23 protein-coding genes are annotated in these 20,785 nt (G+C 45.9%); 16 read left to right on the top strand and 7 right to left on the bottom strand.

Annotated elements, in window-relative coordinates; all coding sequences use genetic code 11:
* Positions 1–2 precede the first annotated feature (2 nt).
* On the top strand, positions 3–1,046 hold the full coding sequence (locus tag NR195_RS04880; RefSeq protein WP_256844192.1) for a P1 family peptidase: 1,044 nt from the start codon (positions 3–5) through the stop codon (positions 1,044–1,046).
* Positions 1,043–1,864: a M55 family metallopeptidase gene (locus NR195_RS04875; RefSeq protein ID WP_010669960.1), complete on the top strand. Its 822-nt coding sequence runs from the start codon at positions 1,043–1,045 to the stop codon at positions 1,862–1,864. Before NR195_RS04880 ends, NR195_RS04875 begins: the two co-directional genes overlap by 4 nt.
* A gap of 180 nt (positions 1,865–2,044) precedes the next feature.
* On the opposite strand, the gene NR195_RS04870 is transcribed toward NR195_RS04875, so the two are convergent.
* Positions 2,045–2,266: a hypothetical protein gene (locus NR195_RS04870; RefSeq protein ID WP_256844191.1), complete on the bottom strand. Its 222-nt coding sequence runs from the start codon at positions 2,264–2,266 to the stop codon at positions 2,045–2,047.
* On the opposite strand from NR195_RS04870, the gene NR195_RS04865 reads away from it, so the two are divergent.
* The 5 genes from NR195_RS04865 to NR195_RS04845 all read left to right on the top strand — a co-directional run bounded on the left by NR195_RS04865 (position 2,265) and on the right by NR195_RS04845 (position 10,878).
* Positions 2,265–3,173, top strand: coding sequence for a LysR family transcriptional regulator (locus tag NR195_RS04865; RefSeq protein WP_256844190.1), 909 nt, complete (start codon positions 2,265–2,267; stop codon positions 3,171–3,173). The genes NR195_RS04870 and NR195_RS04865 overlap by 2 nt on opposite strands.
* 651 nt (positions 3,174–3,824) lie before the next feature.
* On the top strand, positions 3,825–6,230 hold the full coding sequence (locus tag NR195_RS04860) for an ABC-three component system protein (RefSeq protein ID WP_256844189.1): 2,406 nt from the start codon (positions 3,825–3,827) through the stop codon (positions 6,228–6,230).
* On the top strand, positions 6,223–6,822 hold the full coding sequence (locus NR195_RS04855; protein ID WP_180888997.1) for a hypothetical protein: 600 nt from the start codon (positions 6,223–6,225) through the stop codon (positions 6,820–6,822). The genes NR195_RS04860 and NR195_RS04855 overlap by 8 nt, the downstream gene beginning before the upstream one ends.
* Positions 6,815–9,604, top strand: coding sequence for an AAA family ATPase (locus NR195_RS04850; protein WP_180888998.1), 2,790 nt, complete (start codon positions 6,815–6,817; stop codon positions 9,602–9,604). Before NR195_RS04855 ends, NR195_RS04850 begins: the two co-directional genes overlap by 8 nt.
* A 362-nt stretch (positions 9,605–9,966) precedes the next feature.
* On the top strand, positions 9,967–10,878 hold the full coding sequence (locus NR195_RS04845) for a hypothetical protein (protein ID WP_256844188.1): 912 nt from the start codon (positions 9,967–9,969) through the stop codon (positions 10,876–10,878).
* A gap of 644 nt (positions 10,879–11,522) precedes the next feature.
* Here NR195_RS04845 and NR195_RS04840 read toward each other — a convergent pair.
* Genes NR195_RS04840 through NR195_RS04825 form a run of 4 tightly spaced genes read right to left on the bottom strand, consistent with a single transcriptional unit; the run spans position 11,523 to position 13,071 of the window.
* Positions 11,523–11,858 carry a hypothetical protein gene (locus NR195_RS04840; RefSeq protein WP_256844187.1) on the bottom strand — a complete coding sequence of 112 codons (336 nt, stop codon included), beginning with the start codon at positions 11,856–11,858 and terminating at the stop codon, positions 11,523–11,525.
* Positions 11,859–11,888: 30 nt separating this feature from the next.
* Positions 11,889–12,248, bottom strand: a complete 360-nt coding sequence (locus NR195_RS04835; RefSeq protein WP_180889001.1) for an acyl-CoA dehydrogenase — start codon at positions 12,246–12,248, stop codon at positions 11,889–11,891.
* A 14-nt stretch (positions 12,249–12,262) separates the two neighbouring features.
* Positions 12,263–12,790, bottom strand: a complete 528-nt coding sequence (locus tag NR195_RS04830) for a hypothetical protein (protein WP_180889002.1) — start codon at positions 12,788–12,790, stop codon at positions 12,263–12,265.
* An 11-nt stretch (positions 12,791–12,801) separates the two neighbouring features.
* On the bottom strand, positions 12,802–13,071 hold the full coding sequence (locus NR195_RS04825; protein ID WP_001669504.1) for a helix-turn-helix domain-containing protein: 270 nt from the start codon (positions 13,069–13,071) through the stop codon (positions 12,802–12,804).
* 121 nt (positions 13,072–13,192) lie between these two features.
* Between NR195_RS04825 and NR195_RS04820 the strand changes: the two genes are divergently transcribed.
* From NR195_RS04820 to NR195_RS04795, 6 genes are all read left to right on the top strand, one after another.
* Entirely contained in the window at positions 13,193–13,681 is a 489-nt protein-coding gene (locus NR195_RS04820; RefSeq protein ID WP_000095786.1) for a hypothetical protein, read from the top strand.
* Between the two features lie 331 nt (positions 13,682–14,012).
* Positions 14,013–14,261 (top strand): TA system toxin CbtA family protein, encoded by a 249-nt coding sequence (locus tag NR195_RS04815; RefSeq protein ID WP_256844186.1) that lies wholly within the window; start codon positions 14,013–14,015, stop codon positions 14,259–14,261.
* A 26-nt stretch (positions 14,262–14,287) separates the two neighbouring features.
* Positions 14,288–14,680: a DUF2787 family protein gene (locus NR195_RS04810; RefSeq protein WP_256844279.1), complete on the top strand. Its 393-nt coding sequence runs from the start codon at positions 14,288–14,290 to the stop codon at positions 14,678–14,680.
* 119 nt (positions 14,681–14,799) lie between these two features.
* Positions 14,800–15,261, top strand: coding sequence for a hypothetical protein (locus NR195_RS04805; protein WP_306278160.1), 462 nt, complete (start codon positions 14,800–14,802; stop codon positions 15,259–15,261).
* Position 15,262: 1 nt separating this feature from the next.
* Complete coding sequence (gene radC, locus NR195_RS04800; RefSeq protein WP_016248784.1) at positions 15,263–15,715, top strand: DNA repair protein RadC; 453 nt, start codon at positions 15,263–15,265, stop codon at positions 15,713–15,715.
* 46 nt (positions 15,716–15,761) lie between these two features.
* A complete protein-coding gene (locus NR195_RS04795) occupies positions 15,762–16,691 on the top strand; it encodes a site-specific integrase (protein ID WP_256844184.1) in 930 nt (309 codons plus the stop codon).
* Between the two features lie 3 nt (positions 16,692–16,694).
* Here the strand turns inward: NR195_RS04795 and NR195_RS04790 are convergent, their stop codons facing one another.
* Both NR195_RS04790 and NR195_RS04785 read right to left on the bottom strand, forming a co-directional pair.
* Positions 16,695–17,003, bottom strand: coding sequence for a hypothetical protein (locus NR195_RS04790; protein ID WP_256844183.1), 309 nt, complete (start codon positions 17,001–17,003; stop codon positions 16,695–16,697).
* A gap of 84 nt (positions 17,004–17,087) precedes the next feature.
* Complete coding sequence (locus NR195_RS04785) at positions 17,088–17,660, bottom strand: hypothetical protein (RefSeq protein WP_256844182.1); 573 nt, start codon at positions 17,658–17,660, stop codon at positions 17,088–17,090.
* A 212-nt stretch (positions 17,661–17,872) separates the two neighbouring features.
* On the opposite strand from NR195_RS04785, the gene NR195_RS04780 reads away from it, so the two are divergent.
* From NR195_RS04780 to NR195_RS04770, 3 genes are all read left to right on the top strand, one after another.
* Positions 17,873–18,064: an AlpA family transcriptional regulator gene (locus tag NR195_RS04780; protein ID WP_145586468.1), complete on the top strand. Its 192-nt coding sequence runs from the start codon at positions 17,873–17,875 to the stop codon at positions 18,062–18,064.
* Between the two features lie 8 nt (positions 18,065–18,072).
* A complete protein-coding gene (locus NR195_RS04775; RefSeq protein WP_256844181.1) occupies positions 18,073–18,900 on the top strand; it encodes a hypothetical protein in 828 nt (275 codons plus the stop codon).
* Positions 18,901–19,066: 166 nt separating this feature from the next.
* Positions 19,067–20,755, top strand: a complete 1,689-nt coding sequence (locus NR195_RS04770; protein ID WP_256844180.1) for a DUF927 domain-containing protein — start codon at positions 19,067–19,069, stop codon at positions 20,753–20,755.
* Positions 20,756–20,785 lie beyond the last annotated feature (30 nt).

The following is a 20,785-nucleotide window of genomic DNA, read 5'->3' as shown; positions in this document are numbered from 1 at the left end:
CTATGGATTTCCAACAATTGCAGCGTGAACTGCTGCTGAAACGCTGGCGCGACAGACGTCAGCTTGGGCAGCCGCGAAGCGCCTGCGGACCCACTAATCGAATCAGCGATGTTGCGGGCGTGCGTGTCGGACATTACACGCTGAATGAAGGCGAAAAGCAGACTGGCGTAACCGCTATCGTACCGCCGGGCGGCAATCTGTTTCTCACGCCGCTGCCGTGTGGGGTTGAGGTGCTTAACGGTTTTGCGAAACCTATCGGACTGGTTCAGATAGAGGAGCTTGGCGTGCTTCAGACGCCGATTCTGCTCAGTAACACGCTGGCGGTCGGCACGCTGTTTACCACGCTGGTGCGGGATGCCATCAGTCGTAACCCGGAACTGGGACGAACACTGCCCACGGTCAATCCGCTGGTGCTGGAGTGCAACGATGGCTGGCTGAATGATATCCAGGCGCTGGCCATCACTGAAGCGATGGCGCAGGAGGCATTGCAGACGGCCTCAGCAGACTTCGCGCGCGGCAGCGTCGGCGCAGGGCGCGGGATGAGCTGTTTCAGCCTGATAGGGGGCATCGGAACCGCCTCGCGGGTTATTCCCTCGCTCAACGCAACGCTTGGCGTGCTGGTGCTGGCCAATTTCGGCGCACTGGAGGCATTAACGCTTGATGGCGTTCGGGCTGGCGAGATGATTGCGCCGCTGCTGGCCGGAGAGGCGCCGCAGCTGGATGCCGGTTCTGTCATCATCATCATGGCGACGGATGCACCGCTGGACGCACGTCAGTTAAAGCGCATCGCGAAGCGAGCCGGCGCTGGCCTGGGACGGCTGGGCAGTTACTGGGGCCACGGATCGGGCGATATTGCGGTGGCGTTTTCAACGCAACCTCTGCCGCATCCGCCACAGGACGACACGCTGGAGCCGCTGCTTGCTGCAGCGGCAGATGCAACTGAACAGGCTGTACTGGATGCTTTGCTGAGCGCTGAGGCTGTTACCGGCTTTCGCGGTCATCATCGCCCCTCACTGACGCAGATTCTGGATAGATTAACGACATGAAAATTTTTATCTCGGCCGACATTGAAGGCATCGCGGGGGTCATGCGCCCGGAGCAATGTACACCCGGTCACCCGGAGCATCAGCTGGCCCGTGGTCTGATGGAGCAGGAAGTGAATGCTGCGATTGAGGGGGCTTTTGCAGGCGGGGCAACGGAAGTGGTGGTGGCAGACAGCCATGCGCAGATGACCAATTTGCGTGCGGAAAATATTGATCCCCGCGCCCGGCTGGTGCAGGGGAAACCCCGTGTCCTGTCGATGGTGGAAGGGATAGAGCAGCAGACGTTCGACGGGCTGTTTCTGGTGGGATTTCACAGCGCAGCAGGTGAACCCGGCGTACTGGCGCATACCATCAACGGCCGGGCATTCTGGCGTATCCATATCAATGGTCTGGTGATGGGCGAAACCGATATTTATGCGGCCGCCGCCGCTGAGCACGGCACGCCATTGCTGCTGGTCACCGGCGACGATCAGTTACAGAGCTGGATTGCGGAACACTACTCAGCAGTCAATTACGTCTGTGTAAAACGCGCCATTTCGCATACCTGCGCGGAATCAATCAGCCCACAAGCGGCACAGCGTGCGATCGCTGCCGCAGCAAGCGCCGCACTGCAACATCCCCCTCAGGTGAGCACGAGCCGCCTGACGGCACCTTACGCTATGCGCCTTCAGGCCACTAAACCGGTGCTGGCCGATCTGTTCAGCCTGATCCCCGGCGTCACGCGCCTGGATGCCGTTACCGTGGCGTATCAGGCGGAGAATATGGAGACGTTAATCAGTTTACTCAGTGCATTCTCTTATCTGGCGAGCACACAGTCATAGCGAAATTATCCCGGGCTGCATGCAACGTCAGCCCGTTAAGCCCGCCGTTCCGGTTCTCCTGAAACCACGCTGCCAGGCACACGCCTGTAGTGCGGGCTGTGCATGCGCATCCTCCCTCTGACGAGTCAGAATCGCTGCTGGCTTAAATCCGCTCAATCCACGCTGCTGACCAGCGCTCCTTTAACTGCACCACGGCAGCGCGAGACCCGCTCCCTGCAAAGGCTTCAGACGGGACTGCCGGGTGCGGATGGGGGCGAGACAGGCAACTGAGCCTGCACCGGTTTTGCGGTACAGTTTTTGCAACAGGATAATGATTGCTTTCTCACCCTCCGCCTGGACCTGATCGTACAGCCTGTCGGAGAGGCCTTCGTTTTCGGTATTCCATCCAGGGTAAATAGTCATGCGGCTCCGCCATATAGAGGTCTTTCAGGCCATCGTACAGACCGGCAGCATCAGCGCTGCGGCGCGCTTGCTTAATGTCTCGCAGCCCAATATCAGCCGTGTGCTGAATCATGCTGAACAGCAATTGGGATTTGCGCTGTTTGAGCGACGTATACAGGGAATGAGTGTGACGGCAGAAGGGCGACGTCTGCTGCCTGAAATAGACGATCTCTGCCAGCGCCTGCAATCTATCACCCAGCTTACCGAACAGCTGCGGCGGGGTGAAGGGCAGTTAGTTCGCGTCGGCGCGGCTCACGCTTTTGGTCAGATGGTTTTGGCACCCGCATTAGTCACCTGGCGGCAACAAATGGCCTCGGTCAGTGTCGAACTGGTCACCGAGCACTTTAGTACCTTATGCCAGATGATTCTGGATAATCAGCTCGATTTCGCGCTGGTTTTTGGTCAGCAGGTCGATGCGGATCTTCTGGCTGAACCTCTGTTTCAGTCTTCGATGGTCGCGTTGTTACCGCTCAATCATCCCCGTAATGAACCCGTTACGCTTGCGTGGTTATGCAACAATAATCTACTGATGATGCAGACTCAGGATCCGCTTGGACGCGTACTTCACCGAGCGTTGCGCGATAAAAAACTGAATCCCGCCGTGTCGTTGTCGATTAAAACCTATTCGGTCATTGCGGATATGGTGCTGGCAGGCGGCGGTACGGGCGTCGTGGATCTCTTCACCGCCTGTCGCTATGCCGAACAGCTAAAGCTGCTACCCATTGCGCAACCCTTGCCGTTTGAAGTGATGCTGATTAGCCGCCGTGACCAGCCACAGTCGCAGTCCACTCTGCAACTTAAGCAGGTGATCCGTAACAGACTGTGGGAGATCGCCCGGCAGTGCGAAACGCAGTTTTTGGGTGGCTGAAAAAGCGCCGCTTTCAGGTGAAGAGCAGGGGAAAGGGGGGGCTCAGGCAGCATCAGATTCGTTCGCTGACTTTTGCACCAGAAAGAGCGGAGCTCGAGCAATAAACCTTCTTTAAGGCAATGATTCCGGCATTGTTGAAATGTGCTGACAAAGACTATTGAGACGGCGTTGAAATGAAAAATCCACGCAATGGCGTGGATTTTATGATTTTTGAGCTTCATGAGATTCAGTAAGACCTCATGAGACAACAATTTTTAATCAGACGTTAAACGGTGATTTGTTGTGTAACATTTTGATAAGTAGTTTATTTGTGTTTTTAGTTTATTTTTTGTAATCACCCATATACTCACTTGGTCGTGTGTCCACTGATGCTGGGTAAGATCATTTTGGACTAATGTCACCGAGAAGGGGGATCGTCGGGGGCCATTTACCTGACATGTGCCGCAATAAATTTAAACACAACCAGTCCATAGAGTACCCAGGGATCAGTACGTGACATGACAGTACGTCTGCACAAAGGGAAATGTGGACTTTTTGATACCGTATTATGTACCGGGACAATATTGAGGGCCCGACAAAAATTGTGGACTTTTATCATTCCTTATATGATGTCGTGAAAAAGTGTTGATACCACAACAGGATGACAAGCAGATGTCAAAGGTAAGACGCTCGAAGCGCCCTGAAACCGATGAAGAACGTGAAGCATTAATTACCACACTGCATCAGGATATTGCCCGGTCAAAAGTGCCGCTGTTGACACTTTACGGCGGACAATATCCGATGGCACATTTTTCTGATGATATCTTCGAGTTATTTGTCGGCGACATCTGCTCCGAGCTTAAGGGTCTTGAGGATTGGGACTGGTATGATTCCGTTCGTCGGTTCAGTGGCGGTGCGGATGCTGGCAGAGATGTCATATTGCACATGGACGGTCAATGCGTTGGCACCATTCAGTGTAAGAAGTACAACAAACCCGTGCAACTGAATCTTGTTCTCGAAGAATTAACTAAGTATCTGCTTTACGGGCTCGTTAAACCGGGGATGTTACCGCCTTATGGGCAGGAATTTCGCTGGTATCTCGCAGTATCTGAATCAACGGGAGGGACAGCGACAGATTTTCTAGTGGGGGCAGGGGAAGCCCACATGAAAAGGCATCGCTCAGAACTCGAAACCGCTGTACTGAAGGCCCGAGATGGCTCAGTGTTTTTGAAAACACATTCCACCTTTGAAAAATTAAATGCCACTGAGTTGTGCGATCTTATATGGCAACGCTTGGTTGATACTAGACTAGGTTTGTTAAGAAGGTCAGAACTTTCAACACTGGTTCGTATGCTGCCAAGTGTTGCCGGTGCTTACTATGAGTTCCAGAAGGTCATCACGGGTGACATATCAGAATTACTCGTACCGTTAAAGCAATTTATTCAGGCCGGCAGTTGCTCGCCAGAGCAACTAAGTGAAACACAAAATGTGCTTTCAACCTATATTCCGGGAAAACTTCTTGAAGGGGAAAATCTGAATGTTGTCATGATACCTGAGTGTAATGACACGTTGAACTTGCTTCAGAATGCAATGAAAACAGTAAGAGTAGGTCAGTTCGGCTCGGCACCTACTGTTATTATATCCAGCTCAGATTCTTTTAATCCTGATGACTATAAGGAAATTAACAGGATTCTCAATACGTCAAAAGGGCAAGTTATTCTTGTCGCTGGCTGCGGCAAAGTCAGTGGTGAAAAGCTGAATTGGTGGCGAGAATCGGGTGAAATCCTTTTTCCATCCCCAGAGTGGGATCCAGCTCCAGTGCAGGAGTATCAGGCAGGTTGGTGCTGGATTAAAGAACAATCAGGAGAAACTACATGTCATTTGCTTCTGGAAAATGTCCCCACTGACTATTCCCATGGCCAAGGGACACATCACCATTGCTTCATATTCGAAGATGTATGTTTCTGGCCAGTGCTTGGCGCTGATTTTTTTTGCAGCGTGTCCGCATCTAAAGCGATGCTAAATCGGTTGGCAATGTCTTTAGAAGAGACCGGCTCTGCCATCAGGAAACATGCACTTGCTGTCTGTGCATCGCAATGTGTTGAAGATGAGAAAATTAAACATGCTCTCGCACATTTTGAGGTCCTTAGGGAAAAGACAGACCTTGCCTTCTTGTGCTGCCATCCATCATCGACAAAATACAAGAACGGGTTACGCACGTTTTGCGGAGCTTACCCCTGCGTAGACAGCAGCCATATGCTGATGTCCACGCGTGGAATTGTCGAAAGTGGGGTGGTAATACGCTCAGCCCAGACGGCAGTTGCATCATTCAGCGCTTACTGGAAAAGCTCTACACTTCAGCTCCTCCGGCCCAGTTTATTTCGTGTTGAAGGCGGCATGCTTGTCAGTGACTATATTCCCTTATTTGCAGAATTACTGTCGCATGTAACCCTTTACGAAAGTAAAGATGATTCACCTTACCCAAATCGAGCTAAAGATAAACTCCGCATTCAGTATCTTGCAGACAACGGTATGTCCTCAAGCCTTATCGTTCACCATTGCATGAACAAACTAAAACCTTACGCGCCAGTTTTGCCGGATACTGTTTCATGGGATAACACCATATTAGCGAGGCACGCTGGTCTTAACAGCTACCTTAGTTCTCATTCGGAACTCGAATGGCAGACCGAATGCAATAAAAGCGGGACGCTCAAATGGACATTTATGACTTCAGTAGAACACATCGTGCTTTTAGAAGATCCTGACTTAAGTCACAGGCAAGTAAAAGCAGAAGTTCTGCTGTGGGCTGCAGAGGCTGGTGAACATCCCAAACTTAGGGTTCTGGCAAAAGGAAGAGGGAATCGGATGGACCACTGGATCGCAAGGACTGGTGAAGTACACAGGGTTGATATCACTCTGCCAGATTACGCAGATGAAAATGAAATCACTGAAATCCATATCAACAGACAAGCGGAGCTCCATTCCCTGTCTGAACTGGATGACTTCTATCTTGAAGATACCGATGGCTCAGGTCTCGAAAAATTTGTGCGTTCGCTAAGGAAAGATGAAAATGAGTGATAAAGAGGAGCTGGAACAGCTTATCAGTCGTAAAGCAGAGAAGAGTGGCTTTCGAAAAATAGACTCGCTTGCACTTTCTACATTAATGGATCAGGCAGAGGCTAAACAGCCCGGAATCAGGAGTGACACAACGTTTGTGCCTGATAACTCCTCCGTAGACGTCTGGCAGTCCTCATACGCGCTCATTTTTCTCCAGCACATCGCCCATAATACAGTTGAGGCATTTACGTCGCAAATGCTTGAAGCAGAGAGACGACTTGACTTGCTGCTTGTGGGACTGGAGGTTCCCGGCAGAATATATGATGGGTATCTTATTCTCGCGTTGACAGCGCCATGCGAAGATCTGTGCCAAAAAGTCACTCACGTTGAGCAAAATACCCGACTCGTACGTAAAAATGTAGTCTGGTCTAAGGATGGAGAATGGTGCCGGACTGAACGCATCAGTGCACTTGGACTGGATGCAGAAGCTGAAAGCGAAATCGCAGCTTATCCTCCAGGACTAGATCCTGAAGGAATAAAATTGATTGAAGCCCTTGAAACATTAGCGGGAACGGCGCTTGCCAGACAACATGCAACGGAATGGGATGATTAAGATTATGTCGGCTTTTTCAGTGAAGAAGGTTGAAATACAAAACTTCAGAGGCATTCCTGGCCGCCTAGAACTCGATTTATCAGCTCCACTTACGGTTATTACCGCTGCAAACGGTAGTGGAAAGAGTTCCGTTTGTCAGGCGATTGAATGGCTGCTGACGGGTGAATCAGAAAATGTGTCAGGTGATTCGTTACGATGTAAATGGGGTAAAGGGGAAACCTATGTTCGTGCAACTTGTCTGCTCGGCGATGAGTTAACAGAAATTGTGCGAACTCCTGACATCTTATTCAAAACGGGACCTCGCAAAGATAAACGACTCAGTGACAGCGATTTACTAAAGCTTCTGACTCCTAATGAAACCGGTGTAGGCTCCAGAGCGGATACACGACAGCGAGTCAAAAGTGACTGGTTGAGGGGAAGCAGATGGCTCTATTCCAACGCCATGTCCTTACTGGTTGATAACGACTTTGCTGAACAGCGTCGTCAAATCTTCGCCAATATTCTGGGATATGGACATCTTCTGCCTATGCAGAATTCGCTACGAATTTATGAGTCAAATCTCCCGACAGATCGCAAACTGAAAAATGAGCATGAAGAGCTAACAAAAAAAATAGACCTTCTTGAAAAATCAGTGGCTGCAGATGATGGGATACAATCCCTGATTGTGAAAAATCTTGCTGATATCTCAGCTCTTACAGGTTTTGAGTTGCCTGAAACTGCACTTCCTGAGAAGCAATGTGAAGCGGCATCTGTATTTCTGGAACAACGGCAAGGAGCTCTTTCTAGTCGAGAGAAACATTTGCTGAGTGTAAAAGCAGGGTGGCAAACCCTTGCAGGGCACAAAGAACAGGAGGCCATCAACACTGCCGTAGCTCAAAAAGCACACCAGCAACTTGAACTCTATAGTGCCACTGAAAAGCAACTCCGCCAGTCGCTGGCAACAGTTGCTGATGAGCTGGAAAAATTACAGCAAACGGTGCGGGAAACAGAAAATAACCTATCCAAACTTAGCGATTGGGAAAAACTGGCAAAGCAAGTAAGTGAAATAACAGGCGTGCCGAAGGATGTGATAGACATACCTTTATTGCATTTTACACTTCCTGAATCTGCTTTGGATTTAGAAACCTGCTCTGCTCAGTACGCTGCATGGCAAAAGCTAAGTACGTCCTATGACATATGGGCTAAAACTTCTGAAACGATTGCCATCCTGGAAGAAATTGTTAAAAAGGCACCGGATGAAAATAGCCTCCTCCAACTGCATCAGACGGTGCAGGGAGCTCGCCGAGAATCCTTACAACTCAGCGAAGCTTTCAAAACAGTAAGTACTTCACTTGAACAGCTACAGGCGTCCGGGATGGAGCTTGTAAAAGCTAATCACGCGGATGACTGCCCTCTTTGTGGCCAGAATTACTATTTACATGATAAACTTGTTGAACAATTGCTTAAGGTATCGGGGAAAACCGACATCGCAGTTCAGCAAGCCAGAAATGTTCTTTTGCAGGCTCAAGAGAGGGAAACGCAGGCAATCAGTCTCTACAATGATGCTAAAAAACGTCAGCAAGATGCATTACAGGCTCGTAATGATATCCTGAGGCTCCAGAGAGAGACAGAGAATATTGTTGCAGATTCAGGTATACGTAAATGGCGTGAAAATGCCGGATTTAGGGAGTTGGGTGTCGAGCTGTTTCCTTCACTTGCTAGAACACAACTATCTGTTGAAATTATTCGCTTCATCACTTTGCTGCAGGCAATAGCACAAACGGAGGCTATACCTCTTAAAGGAGTCCTTTCTGAACAAATACAGCAGGCGAAAAACTTGCTGTCAGCCAGATTAACGAAAAATGGCGAAAGTGTGAATAATCGCACAAGTAAGAGGGATGCTTTTGCTGAGCAACAAAAAAATAATGATGAGAAGATAGCCCGTTTGCAAAAAGAGATCGCCGAGGACGAAAAAGCTTCCGCGCAACGTCTGGCAGTTACGACACCATTGATAAATAGTTGGTATTTCCTTGCTCAGGATAATTCTGTAGATGCTGAAATACTTAACAGAATTAACGAAGAAATCATCACTGAATCCTACGTGCTGGAAAGCGCGAAAGAATATCTGGGAAAGGCAAGAGCAGCTTTAAAAGTCAGTACCGATATAGCATTACTTAATGTTCTACGCCAGAAACTACAACAGGTTGAACAAAAGATATTAAACCGTCAAAAGTGTGTTGATACTGCTGCTCGAACACGGGAACATTGGGATAACCACATCAGGGATGTTGCAACGAAAAGTCTCAATCGATTACTTTTGCCCGCATCAGAATTATTTTCCCGTATGCATGCAAATGAAGTCTATCAGGCATTGAGCATGGGGCAAAAAGAAGGGGCATTTTGTTGGGAGGCCGTGATGTCAACTGCACCCACTGGCCAGCCCCCTTTATCCGATGCGTCTGAACAAATTGCTACACTGAACGCGCAAACTCATTTTAGTCAAGGACAAAGGCAAGATCTCGCTCTTTCGTTGTTTCTTGCAAGAGCCCGAACACTTGGTGGTTCCTTCTTTCTAGATGAGCCGGTTGCACACCTAGATGATCTAAATAGGGTCGCGATGATGGATATTTTTCGAATGCTCACGGCAAGTGAACCGGGTATGAATCTTGTCCTTACGACAGCAAGCAACGGTTTAAGACGACATTTACGACAGAAATTTTCATCAGAATCCTGCAAAGACAATTTAAGGATTATTACCCTTGAAGGAAATCCTCTACGGGGAGTTACGGCGTCATACAGTTAAATTAAACAACCCATAAATATAGTGGCCATAGCGTAGAACCAGCGCTATGGCATTACTCGCTATATGATCATAAATTAAGAGTCATATATTTGCTGTCCTAACTAATATGAAATTAATTTGGTCGGCTGGTTTTGGTGTTTTAAATTCTATAGCAAACTCATTAAGGGCATTAAATTTATTTTGTGAGGGTGTTGGCAAAGTAACAATAAAAATACATCATATTTTTATAGTGAAGTTTTGCCTACCCATCCTTAATGGAAGGTTATATTGAGGAGCTGCTGAAAAAATATTGGTATTTTTCTGAAGTGACTGTCGAGTATGGTGGAAATAGATGGCTGTGTTAATTATAAATGGGTATAAAAATGAACGAAAAAGAAATTAATAAAAAATTCGGTGTTGAAAATGCACTAGATATGTATGCCAGTAGTTATTTAACATTGCCTGCTGAAGCGATTTATGATAAAGAAAAGTTACAGCAATATAAAAGCGTTATTGATAATTGTCACATATATATAATTGGTTTATTACCTAAGATTTTGTTCGTAGACGCAGAGCAAACTGGTGAAAATTTAAAATTACACTTCACAGTTTGCAACCAACCTAAAGAACTGTTATTAGAATCCATCCCTAAAAATCTAACCTATTACATTGAAGATGGATACCATTATCTAAAAGACGAAAACAACAATAGATTTTGGTGGGATGATGTTCAAATAATGAGGTTAATCCATCAACGCGTATGTAGTATTAATTTTGATGTGAAATACATTGGCCAGGCATATGGGAGAGATGGTTCCAGAAATGCTCTGGATAGACTGCTCAAACATGAAACGTTACAAAAAATATCCCTCAAAGGAATTCCCGAAGGGTATAAACTTTCTTTGCTGCTATTAGAGGTGGAACCGAGTACTAGTGTAGTCACAGTTTTCACACCTAATGCGCAATCAAAAGGTAATGATTCAGTCAGAATTCAATCTGGATTGGATAAATTATACGGAACTTCTGAATCAGAACGGGTTTCTTTATATGAGGCAGCTTTAATTCAATACTTTTCCCCTGAGTATAATAAAGAATTTAAAAACAGTTTCCCTTCAACAAATTTGAAAATTCTCCACGATTGTTATGAAAAAGACTTCTCTGCTGTATTTGCTCAAATTTGCATTGATGAACTACCATTTAAACTGTGTTCGGATATTATTGAACCTAGTTTATATCATATATCTAAACATGATTTGCATCAGGATGTTGATAGAAAAGTATTTTTCGCTATCTAACACTTTGTTAATGGGTGAATTATATTTCATTGCAATAAATAATGCTCCTTCTCAACAGATGGGGGCCTGATAAAGAACGTTAGGGTTGGACCGAGTATATTCAAAATGTTTGTTCTCTTACTACACATTAGATTAAGTGGTGAACTTCATATGATATGATAAAGAATGGTTCAGGAATTCTGAGAATTGAGGTTTTGGATGATTTATTGCGTTATCAAACATGGCATTCGATTATCAATCCATTATCAAATAAGATAAATTTTTACTGTATATTTTCTCTTGGTTATAATAAAGAAAACAAGGTGTGAATAGGGCGTGGGAATCGAAATTGAACGCGTTTCAAAGCGACAATTACTGTATGTGTTATTGTGAACGATTTCAGTGCGGGAATTCTGTATGTGATTGCATCTTGCATGCGGTAGTTTTTTTTCGTATCACATATGATTGTTGTTACACTGGTTTTATTTGTTTCTTTTATTTGGTAATAGTGGTTTAGGGTCTTACATAAGTTATAATCGCTCTGCTAATGGATTAACTATAGTAATAACTCTTATTACTTGTTTGATGATCTTTTAGTGTAATTTTTTCTTAGGTGAAACATAATTAGTTTCACCCAAAATAATTTTTGCTTATGGATGATGTTATTATAGGTCTGTCACATTTATATAGAACTGACCTTTACCTTCGTCAGTTTTCTGAATCCGGTATGTGATTGGTAGAGAACTTTGCAGTTCAGGTTTTGTGAACGTTAGATCAGCGGCACACTGGTAAACATCAAGGCCTGATTCATAGCTAATTGTTCTGACATTTTCTACAGAAATACGCACATCTTTATCCAGTGTCATTCCTTTCTCGATTGTCTTTCTGGCAATATCCACGACAAGATGTTTAGCATCATCACTACTGCATTTCGGCGTTTTCTCACCACAGCCAGCCAACAAACCAGCCGCTATTAATACCAGAAGCATTGTTCTTTTCATCTATAGTTCCTTCGTTAATTAAGGCATTTATTACTGCTTATTAAATAGACCATCCATTGTGCCTGCCGCAGAAACCCCACAGTAGCCTTCGCAACCACGAGTTATCACGCTGGCCTTACCGTTTTTCTGTTCACTAATTACTGCAACACACTGGCTGGTATTGTCATTCCAGACCCAGCGACGCTTCTGGCTTTCTCCGGCAGCTATTTGGTTTGCCGCCCCTTCCATATTGCATACGCCCGAACCATCCAGCGTTGAGGCATTAATGTTGAATTCAGCATTGCTCTTTCCCGGATTCAGGGTTAGAACCGCTCCGGGTTTTACGTACTGCGCTGCTGCGACAGGTAGCGTTATGGCTGCCATCAATAAGGCCAACAGTTTTCTGTTCATTAATTAATTCCCTGTTAAGTGATACGGATGTTTTTGGTTATTTTCCCCAGTACCAGCGGTCTGCGTTTTTCCACAAAGAAATAAACGACATTGAATGCGGACTTGCGATGATTCCCTCGACCGAGAGAGGGCCAGTTGCGGAAAGATTCGATCTGTTCTTCTGAGTAGGGCGTGTCAGAGAAGTCAAACAGCACAAGCAAGGCTTTGCCGTCGTGCTTCATCAACTTTTTAACTTCAGTGCTATTTACAGTTGCGGAGACATTCGAACGTGCCGCAGTTGGTTTACGTACTGCAAACTCAACGGCTACATCATCAATGACAAAATCAATGTAACCGTGCCCGGATACAGTTCCTGGCAGCTTGCTTTTTACTTCCGGTGAGACATTATCTGCAAACCAACCCAGCAAATAGCAACGTACCAGAGGCAGTAATTCCCGCTCGCTACATTCGTTCAGACGCAGGGTTTTGACGAACTCCCTGCGATAAAGAGAACTGAAAAAATACTCAAAGCATTCCGTTATTTCAGTGATGGTGGCTGCCATGGCTGCATCCTTTACCTGCTATTAGGTCCATTTTTAAGGGCATACCTTTCCGGCCATAATGTTTCCGGTGTCGTATCCAGAGCCCCGGCAATAATGCGCTCAGCTCTGGGATAATGACGCTCTAAGGCATTATTTAATGTACGTGGCGCAAGGCCGTGACTGCGTGACAGTGACGCCAGCGTTAACCCTCGCTTGTGAAGTGCTGCCACAATATCGGCACGATGCCAGTTCCCTGAACTTCCTTTGCTCTGCTTTTTCTGCGATGCTGTTGAGTTACGCACAGTATTAACTCCATGGAATCAGTACATGGATATTAAATGCGAATAAAAGATACCTTTCAAGTTCTTTTGGTATCTATTTATTGGTTTTCATATTAACGCATTGATATCTGGTGAAATTTATATGAGCAGTAAGAGAACAGTTTCGGCTATACCTACTCATCCTGAAGCTTCTGTTGAAGAGGCTAAAGACTGGCTGACAGCAGAGGAATTCACTCATATTGAGGGGATGCCGGGCACTGCGCGTGGCGCCAGGATGCGCCTGGAAAAGCTGGCATCCCTGCATCCGGAAATACGTCGTAAAAGGACTGCCGGGAAAGGCGTTGTTTACCATATTAGCGCAGCCACAATGTCGCTTGATGATGAGAGAAACAGGGCTAAGGGCGAAGCGTTTACTCTCAACGACAGTGATCGCCAGCTAAGCCTCTGGGTGCAGCTGTATCGCAATATGTCGCCAGCTTCGCGGGCGCAACTGATGGAGCAGGCCCTCAGGCTGGTAAAGGACGATCTGATGTCTCAGGGGCCCAATGTTTCTGAACTGGCGGTACAAATCATGAAGCTGCCCGAAGATGAGCGTAAGCGCCTCTTTGAAAAGCTGAACGGGAAGGTGTGATAGCGTCAGTTTTCCGCCATGTCAGACAGAAGGAACCACCCCGGAACCCTGGCCCGTCTGACATGGCGGAATGTAAAGTATGCCATTACTTATTAATGAATAAAAATCTGTTTTCAGTTATTTCCGTACTGAATTGCGAACTGATTTCTTATTGTTATCATTTGCAATGAAAGTATATTTTTAGTATAATTTCATTGCTGGGTAGTGTTATTAATTGCAGCCAGCCATTTAAATCATCATATTCTTTAAACGTTCATTTTTGTTAATCCTTCACTGGAGGGTTGACTGTATTTAAAGAACACCATTATGACTATATCTGACAGGGGATATTGTGTATTCATTATTACAATGGCAGGAATTAGTTAATAAACTCTTCATTAAGTATTATGGCGTAGACATTAACGATACTGCCTTTTGTGAGGCAAGTTATATGAAAAGATACTGGGCTGATTGTGTGCGTCCTTATCAGGCAGTCAATGAATGGGCATATAAGTATGATCTGCACAGACTTGATTCAGTTGACACTCCATTGAGTGAAGGTAATGAACTATCCGTCAACCAATACATGGAATTAAAATGAATAAAATACATCAGGAAGGGCTGACTATGCCCGTTAGTCAGGAATTGATACATATCATATTAAATGAAGTGGGAAATCCACCGCCGCATAAAGCCAGAATTACCGCTGTCAGTCTGTTATTTAAAGACCTGAGTTACAGCGCTGAAAAGGGCGGTTACCATCCTGTCGAAATACGGATTATTTCACGCAATGATGAATGGTATTTTGATTACATCACCGACTTCGGTTATATGGGGACGGTATACCCAGAACTGGAAAAGGAAATTGATATTAGCTGGAGTCAGCAATATGTCTTTCTTGTCCATGTTGGTGATCTGCCTGTTAACGCCGGAAGGGAGTTATTTGAACTCTGGCAATCCAACTTTATTCAGTATCACGCCATGAACGTCTACACCATTACCGTCCTGTGGGAAAGCTAACCCCACCACACTAATCATCACTATCTTATGAGGAATTATCTGTGACGGCTGACAGAGGGATACGTGCGTCTCAACAGGGCGAACTGGACTGTCTTTGCGGTGCTTATTGCGTGGTTAACATGCTGAGCTGGCTGTTTGATGGCAGGGTGAAACGACGCCCGTTAATGAACCGGCTTATTCAGACTTATCAGCAGCGCTGGTCTTTGCATGAATGGCTGACTGAAGGGATTGAAGAAGACCGTTTAGACTGGCTGATAGCTCAGGTGTTGCAGAAAGGGCATTACAGCCGCCAGTTCCCGGTTGAAATCACCAAACCCTTTGCAGGGAAGCGAGGGTTATCAGACGGGCGGCTTTTCAGGGAAATGCAGCGGTTTCTTGACGCCACTGACCATTCCCGCCTGATTATGCTCAGCGACCAGTTTCACTGGTCCCTTCTTATCAAAATGGATGAAGAAACGCTCTGTTTCTTCGACAGCAACGGGCGAACCACTATGCCCCGTAAAGCTTTCTCCCTGCGTACTGGCGTAACCCGCCGCCAGCTGTTTCCCGACGCTATTTACTTCATTGAACGGGAGTTCTGAAATGACCATGTTTACCCAACGTGAAACCCGTATCCTCGACCAGGCGCGTGACATTATCAGCCGGTACTACCAGCGTGGCGTTCAACTCTGTTCCCCTGATGATGTACGGCGGTGTGTGATGGTTGAGCTGGCACCGCTTGAACATGAAGAGTTTGGCATCATCCTGCTCGATAATCAGAATCAGCTGCTGCACCGCGAAATCCTGTTCAGGGGTACGTTAAACTCGGTCAGCGTTCACCCCCGTGAAGTTATCAAACGTGTACTGAAACATAACGCCGCCGCAGCTATCCTTGTCCACAACCACCCCAGCGGCGAGCCTGAACCCAGCCGTTGCGATATCAAGTTGACTAAAAAACTACAGGAGCTACTGGAAATGCTGGATGTGCGGTTACTTGATCACTTTATCGTGGCCGGAACTGAAACGGTGTCGATGGCTGAGCGGGGGCTGGTGTGATGCTGAAAGTTACCTGGTTTAATGTACATTATTGCGGGTTACGCGCATGAGCCGGGCTGCGTTGCGTCAGGTCGTACCGGTGGTGCAAACCACCGTGTTTGATGCGTATATTGGCGGTCTTGCACCATCGGGACGGCGGGGCATCACCAGCCTGTTAAACCGTAGTGCCGGCATACTTAAACGCGGTGCGGATGCAAACAATTATCCTTGGGAACAACTTAACTACGCCGCTGTTGCCAAAGTACGTGCGGCACTGCTGGATGACGGTTACGCCGTGTCGTCGGTGAACATGGCGCTGTCAGCACTGCGGGGCGTGGCGCAGTCGGCCTTTAACCTTAACTGCATGGATGCCGAAACGCTGGCACGTATCCGATCAGTGAAGCGCGTGAGCGGCGATATCCAGCGTAAAGGAAGGGCGTTAGACAAGTCGGAGATTCGGGCGCTGATTCAGGCCGCAAAACAGCATCCGCAACCGGTACGGCGCTGTCGTGATACCGCCATTGTGCTGACACTTTGCGGAACAGGCCTGCGGGCCGGAGAACTGGTTAAAATTGAGCGCCGGGACTATGACAACGGCATCCTGACGGTCAGGCAAGGGAAGGGGCGTAAATACCGCGAAATTCATGTGGCGGATGCGGTGGACAAGGCTATCCGCGCATGGCTTAAAGTCAGCGCAAACGAGGCTGACAGTGCGTTGTTCAGGCGAATTCAGCGCAACGGTAAGGTTGCCAGTCAGCCTCTGACAACAACCGGGCTAACGGGTATCCTGGAGCAGTTACAGCATACGTCAGGCATAGCGCGTTTTACCCCACATGATATGCGGCGCACCTTCATCACCCGTTTGCTGGTGCAGGGCATTGATATCAACACTGTCCGCCAGCTGGCTGGTCACAGCGACATATCCACGACTACACGCTATGACTGCCGTGGTGATGAAGCTAAAGTCAAGGCATCGCAGCGATTGCGGTGCTGGTGATGGCTAAAGAGGTAAATCCCGCTCTGCAACACCTTGTTCAATCAGCTCATGTCGACGAAGCGCAATTTTATCTAAATCATCGATATTGACGTCACTTTCTGTCCGGTAAACCACGAATTCCCAGCGAGGTGGTGCATTATGTAAGATGATCGACATCCCACTTTCTTGAAGTAAGGATGCTACCATTGAAGCTAACTGCCGCGTTCCGCCAAACCAGTAACGCCCAATTTTTCCGATAGAATCAACAGCAGGAACATAATGCTGTTTGAATACTGAGGCCCGAAGTGCGTCTTTATCGATATTAAATGCCATAAATTATTATCTCAGTTGCCAAGCTGTTGTATTAGTAGCATAGCTATCATTGATTATGAACCAGCTATTCATTACAGCCGATACTTATCTATTTAAATCTTCGAGATCTTTGTTAAAGATATTCAGTTTTAGCAAATCTTTTACTTGCTGAACAGTCCACACTGGTGACCGATTCTTCGGATCAAAACCGGGAATCAAATTGGGTGGTCGACAACCTTCTGCACTTAATTTATTTTTGACCTGAGTAGGGCTAAAGCCCTGGCTCCTCAAAAAAGCAACCGCTTGATGTAGATCATATAGTTCCTGGCTTCTGGCATTGCTCGCTGGCAAGGCATTTATTATCCCTCTTTCTTCTTCCTCTACGAATAGTTGCTCATAGGTATGATTGATGCAGAAGCTGATGACTTGGCTGAGCGTATCAATGTCTTTACGTCCATCAATGTTAAGTAAACTTTTCTGTTGATCCTCGTAAATTTCGGCAAGATTTTCGTAAACACTCCTTCCTAAATAGATTTTTAATCTGGAAAAACCAAAATCCTTGTATTTTTGCTCTCGTCTTCGCTTGTTGGCGATGTCTCTTTGGCGTTTTATGTCTTTATTGTCGCCAAACTCCCGGTTATCTGCTGATAGCAGGCTTTTATCTACAAACTTATCCATTTATAGCCTCTAATTTAATCATTTTTTGAGTGTTTTATGCTCAATTCTAGATCGGTCAGCCACTGTTTTTGAGAAGCGGCTCTCCAATTTTCACTATCGCTGTTTTAGACCGGAAAATCCAAGAATTTGTTCATTTCTAAGAGCCGCTTCTCCTGTAAGCCTGATATTTCGAGTTTGATAGAATGGCTCCATCAGCTAACGGGGAGGCAAGCATGAAAGAGAACAAATTGATTAAGATCCAAGAAGTGTTAGAGCGCTGCGCCATGAGTCGGGCAACCTTATACCGTCTGATAGCCAGTAATCATTTCCCTAACCAAGTTTCGGTGACAGGAAGCCGTGCAGTAGCCTGGCGTGAGGAGGATATTCAGCGCTGGATTGATGAGCGCCCAACCATAAATCAATAAGGAGAGTAATGAAAATACCACTGGCAAAGTTAAGTGATAAGAATGAAGCGTTAGCCGAAACATTACCGAAATTTGAAACAGTGGAGAAGGCACGGGCGGAAAAGTGTCTCAGGGAAAAATCATTGCAGAAATACCAGGAGGAAATTTACAAGGATCTCTTTAAAAAACTTAAAAATTGCCATCCACTTTATCCTTGCGGGAGTGCTGCATGTCCTGAATGCTTCAGGAAACACCAACTGGAAATGATTGGAGAAGTACTAAGAATATGTAAGAAAAGCAAAAAATGGCGAAGCATCACCTTAATATTCTATCAGGATGCATTTTATGACAATGAACTGCTTCACTGGCGGCCAGATAAATTAATAGCACGACTTCGTCGCTGGCTAAATGAATGCGGCTTTGATGAAATGGTGATTGGCGGGTTCGAATTGGATTTCCATTGTGAAGCTAATAAGTGGATGCCACATTTCCATCTTATCATTCCAAATGACAAAAATGCTATTGAACGTCTACGTCTGAAGATGAAGAACAAAAGGAATATGAATACGCGAAAGAATGTAATAAACCGCCCTGTGCTCGTGAGCAAGTTAAAAAAACCAATGCGACAGGTGAGCTATCGTTTTAAAGCTATCTGGTGGCGAGTCGAATCAATCCAGTATGATGATTATTATATACAGGGGAGCAAGGAAAGGAAAAGGAAGCGTTGGACTAAAAAATACCGTCTATTGCGTATGCAATATGTTGATTCTCTGATTAAACTAGATTCTATTGGGATAGCCGGATTAACCTTTATGTATAAGGTAAGGAAGTATGGTGACCATTTGATATTAAAATAATTTCATGATCTATTAGCGATAGGTACCAGTTGTAAACTGTTTCTGCAATTTTCGACCAAATAATAATATTGTATGAGAAATCATGCAAGGAATCCCCCACGCCCTAATTATGACGTTAATCGTAAGAACTGCGAGGGGATCTTTAAATAAAAATAAGGCTCTGTTAATGAAACTATATAAAGAGAAATTAAGTGACAAAGAAGAAAAATTACTTGTTACATTGTTGGCTCGTACAAAAATTTCAGAATCATGTCCAGTTGCATACCGGCTTATTAAAATCACTGATTCGCAGGGGCTGGAGTCGACATGTGTACTTGTACCAGCAAGGGCACTTTTCAGTGTATCAGAGCTAAAGAAAACGTTATTAAAATGTGGGCATAATCCCAATGTAACTAAAGAATACTGGAGCCGGACGTATCAGGCAGTAATTAAGGGAACTGATAAGGCAATCACACTGTGCTATAAGCCTGGTTTTTATGGTGATGCTTATTTGCGTGCTAATGATAAAATCGTTGGTGAGATAAAAGGAGATAAACCAATATTACACCCCAGCGCAAAAAATCATTTACCTGTCGAGGGGAAACAGGAAACATTAAAATTATGGAAAATGAATGTCGCTCCATACGCGCTACATAGCTCGCGCATTATGTTGGCCCTGTGCTGCGGATTTTCTGGCTTTCTCCTTAAGCTTTCAGGTATGGAAGGGGGCGGGTTTCATTTATGGGGGATGAGTAGTATAGGAAAAACCTCCAGTGCCTACATGCTGGCGTCATTAGCAGGATCGCCGAAAGACATTGTCGTACTGTGGAACAATACGGATAAAGGGCTTGAGGAGATTGCCGTGGCCCATAATGACAGCTACCTGGTTCTCGATGAGTCGAAGCTGTTAGATAAAGACGTACTGGCAGCCGCTAAAATCATGCAGAACCGCGTGTATACGTTATCGGGTGGTAAAGGGAAAACACGTTCGGCAATTTATGAGAACAAAGTTGCTGAATGGCAGGTAAGCATTTTCAGTACGGGCGAGTGCAGCCTTCAACAACTGGCTGCTTCCGGGAACATTGAGCGCCTTGAAGGTGAAAATGTGCGTGTAATCGACGTTCATGCAGATGCTGGTGCTGAAATGGGGATCTTCGAATCACTGCCAGATGATGTTAATTCCAGCAACGAACTTGTTCATGCGATCAAGGATGCAACTCACCGCTATTACGGCAGTGCCAAACCTGCTTTTCTCAAGCGCCTGGTGGCTGATATTCAGGGGGATCGTGAAAATGTGAAACGGAAGCTTGAAAAAGGGATTGAGTGCTTTCTGGATAAGCACAAGGTAGATCGTAACTCCGGCATTCAGGTACGTATCGCCAAACGTTTTGCCATCGCTTATGTAGCAGGTTCCATGGCTGTGAAATATGGTGTTTTACCTTTTACAAAGCAGGATGTTATGAAGGGGATCTCAACCTGCTATCTGGAGTCTCTTAAGATGGTTTTGTCTGAACCTGAAATAACTAAACCCCTAATGGGGAACTCATTGAATGCAATTATTGATTTTTGCAAAAAAGATGATCTTTTAAATCTTATTGGAAATGATCGCGTAATCCCAACGGTGATTAAAAAGGCACCGGTCATTATCCACAAAGTTAAAGGTCGTGCCGTATATGCAGTTGATAAGGATCTGGTACACAACTACTTGTCAAAATCTCAGCGCAAAGGCATTCTGACATTATTAACAAAGCAGGGAATATTATTATCTGATGTGAACAAGGAGTACAGTACCATTCAGATCGTCTATAAACGTAAGCAGGTGGGTCGCCGGTATTGTTTTGTATGCAACAAGTTCGATAAGTTTATGAAAGAATAGTTCTACAGCTTGATAGGGGATGAGCGGAGT

The sequence above is a fragment of the Pantoea sp. Ft-CA_14 genome (assembly GCF_024520875.1).
GTDB classification, from domain to species: Bacteria; Pseudomonadota; Gammaproteobacteria; order Enterobacterales; family Enterobacteriaceae; genus Pantoea; species Pantoea agglomerans.
Note: the sequence above shows the minus strand (reverse complement) of the source record. Positions and strands in the feature narration are given on the sequence as shown.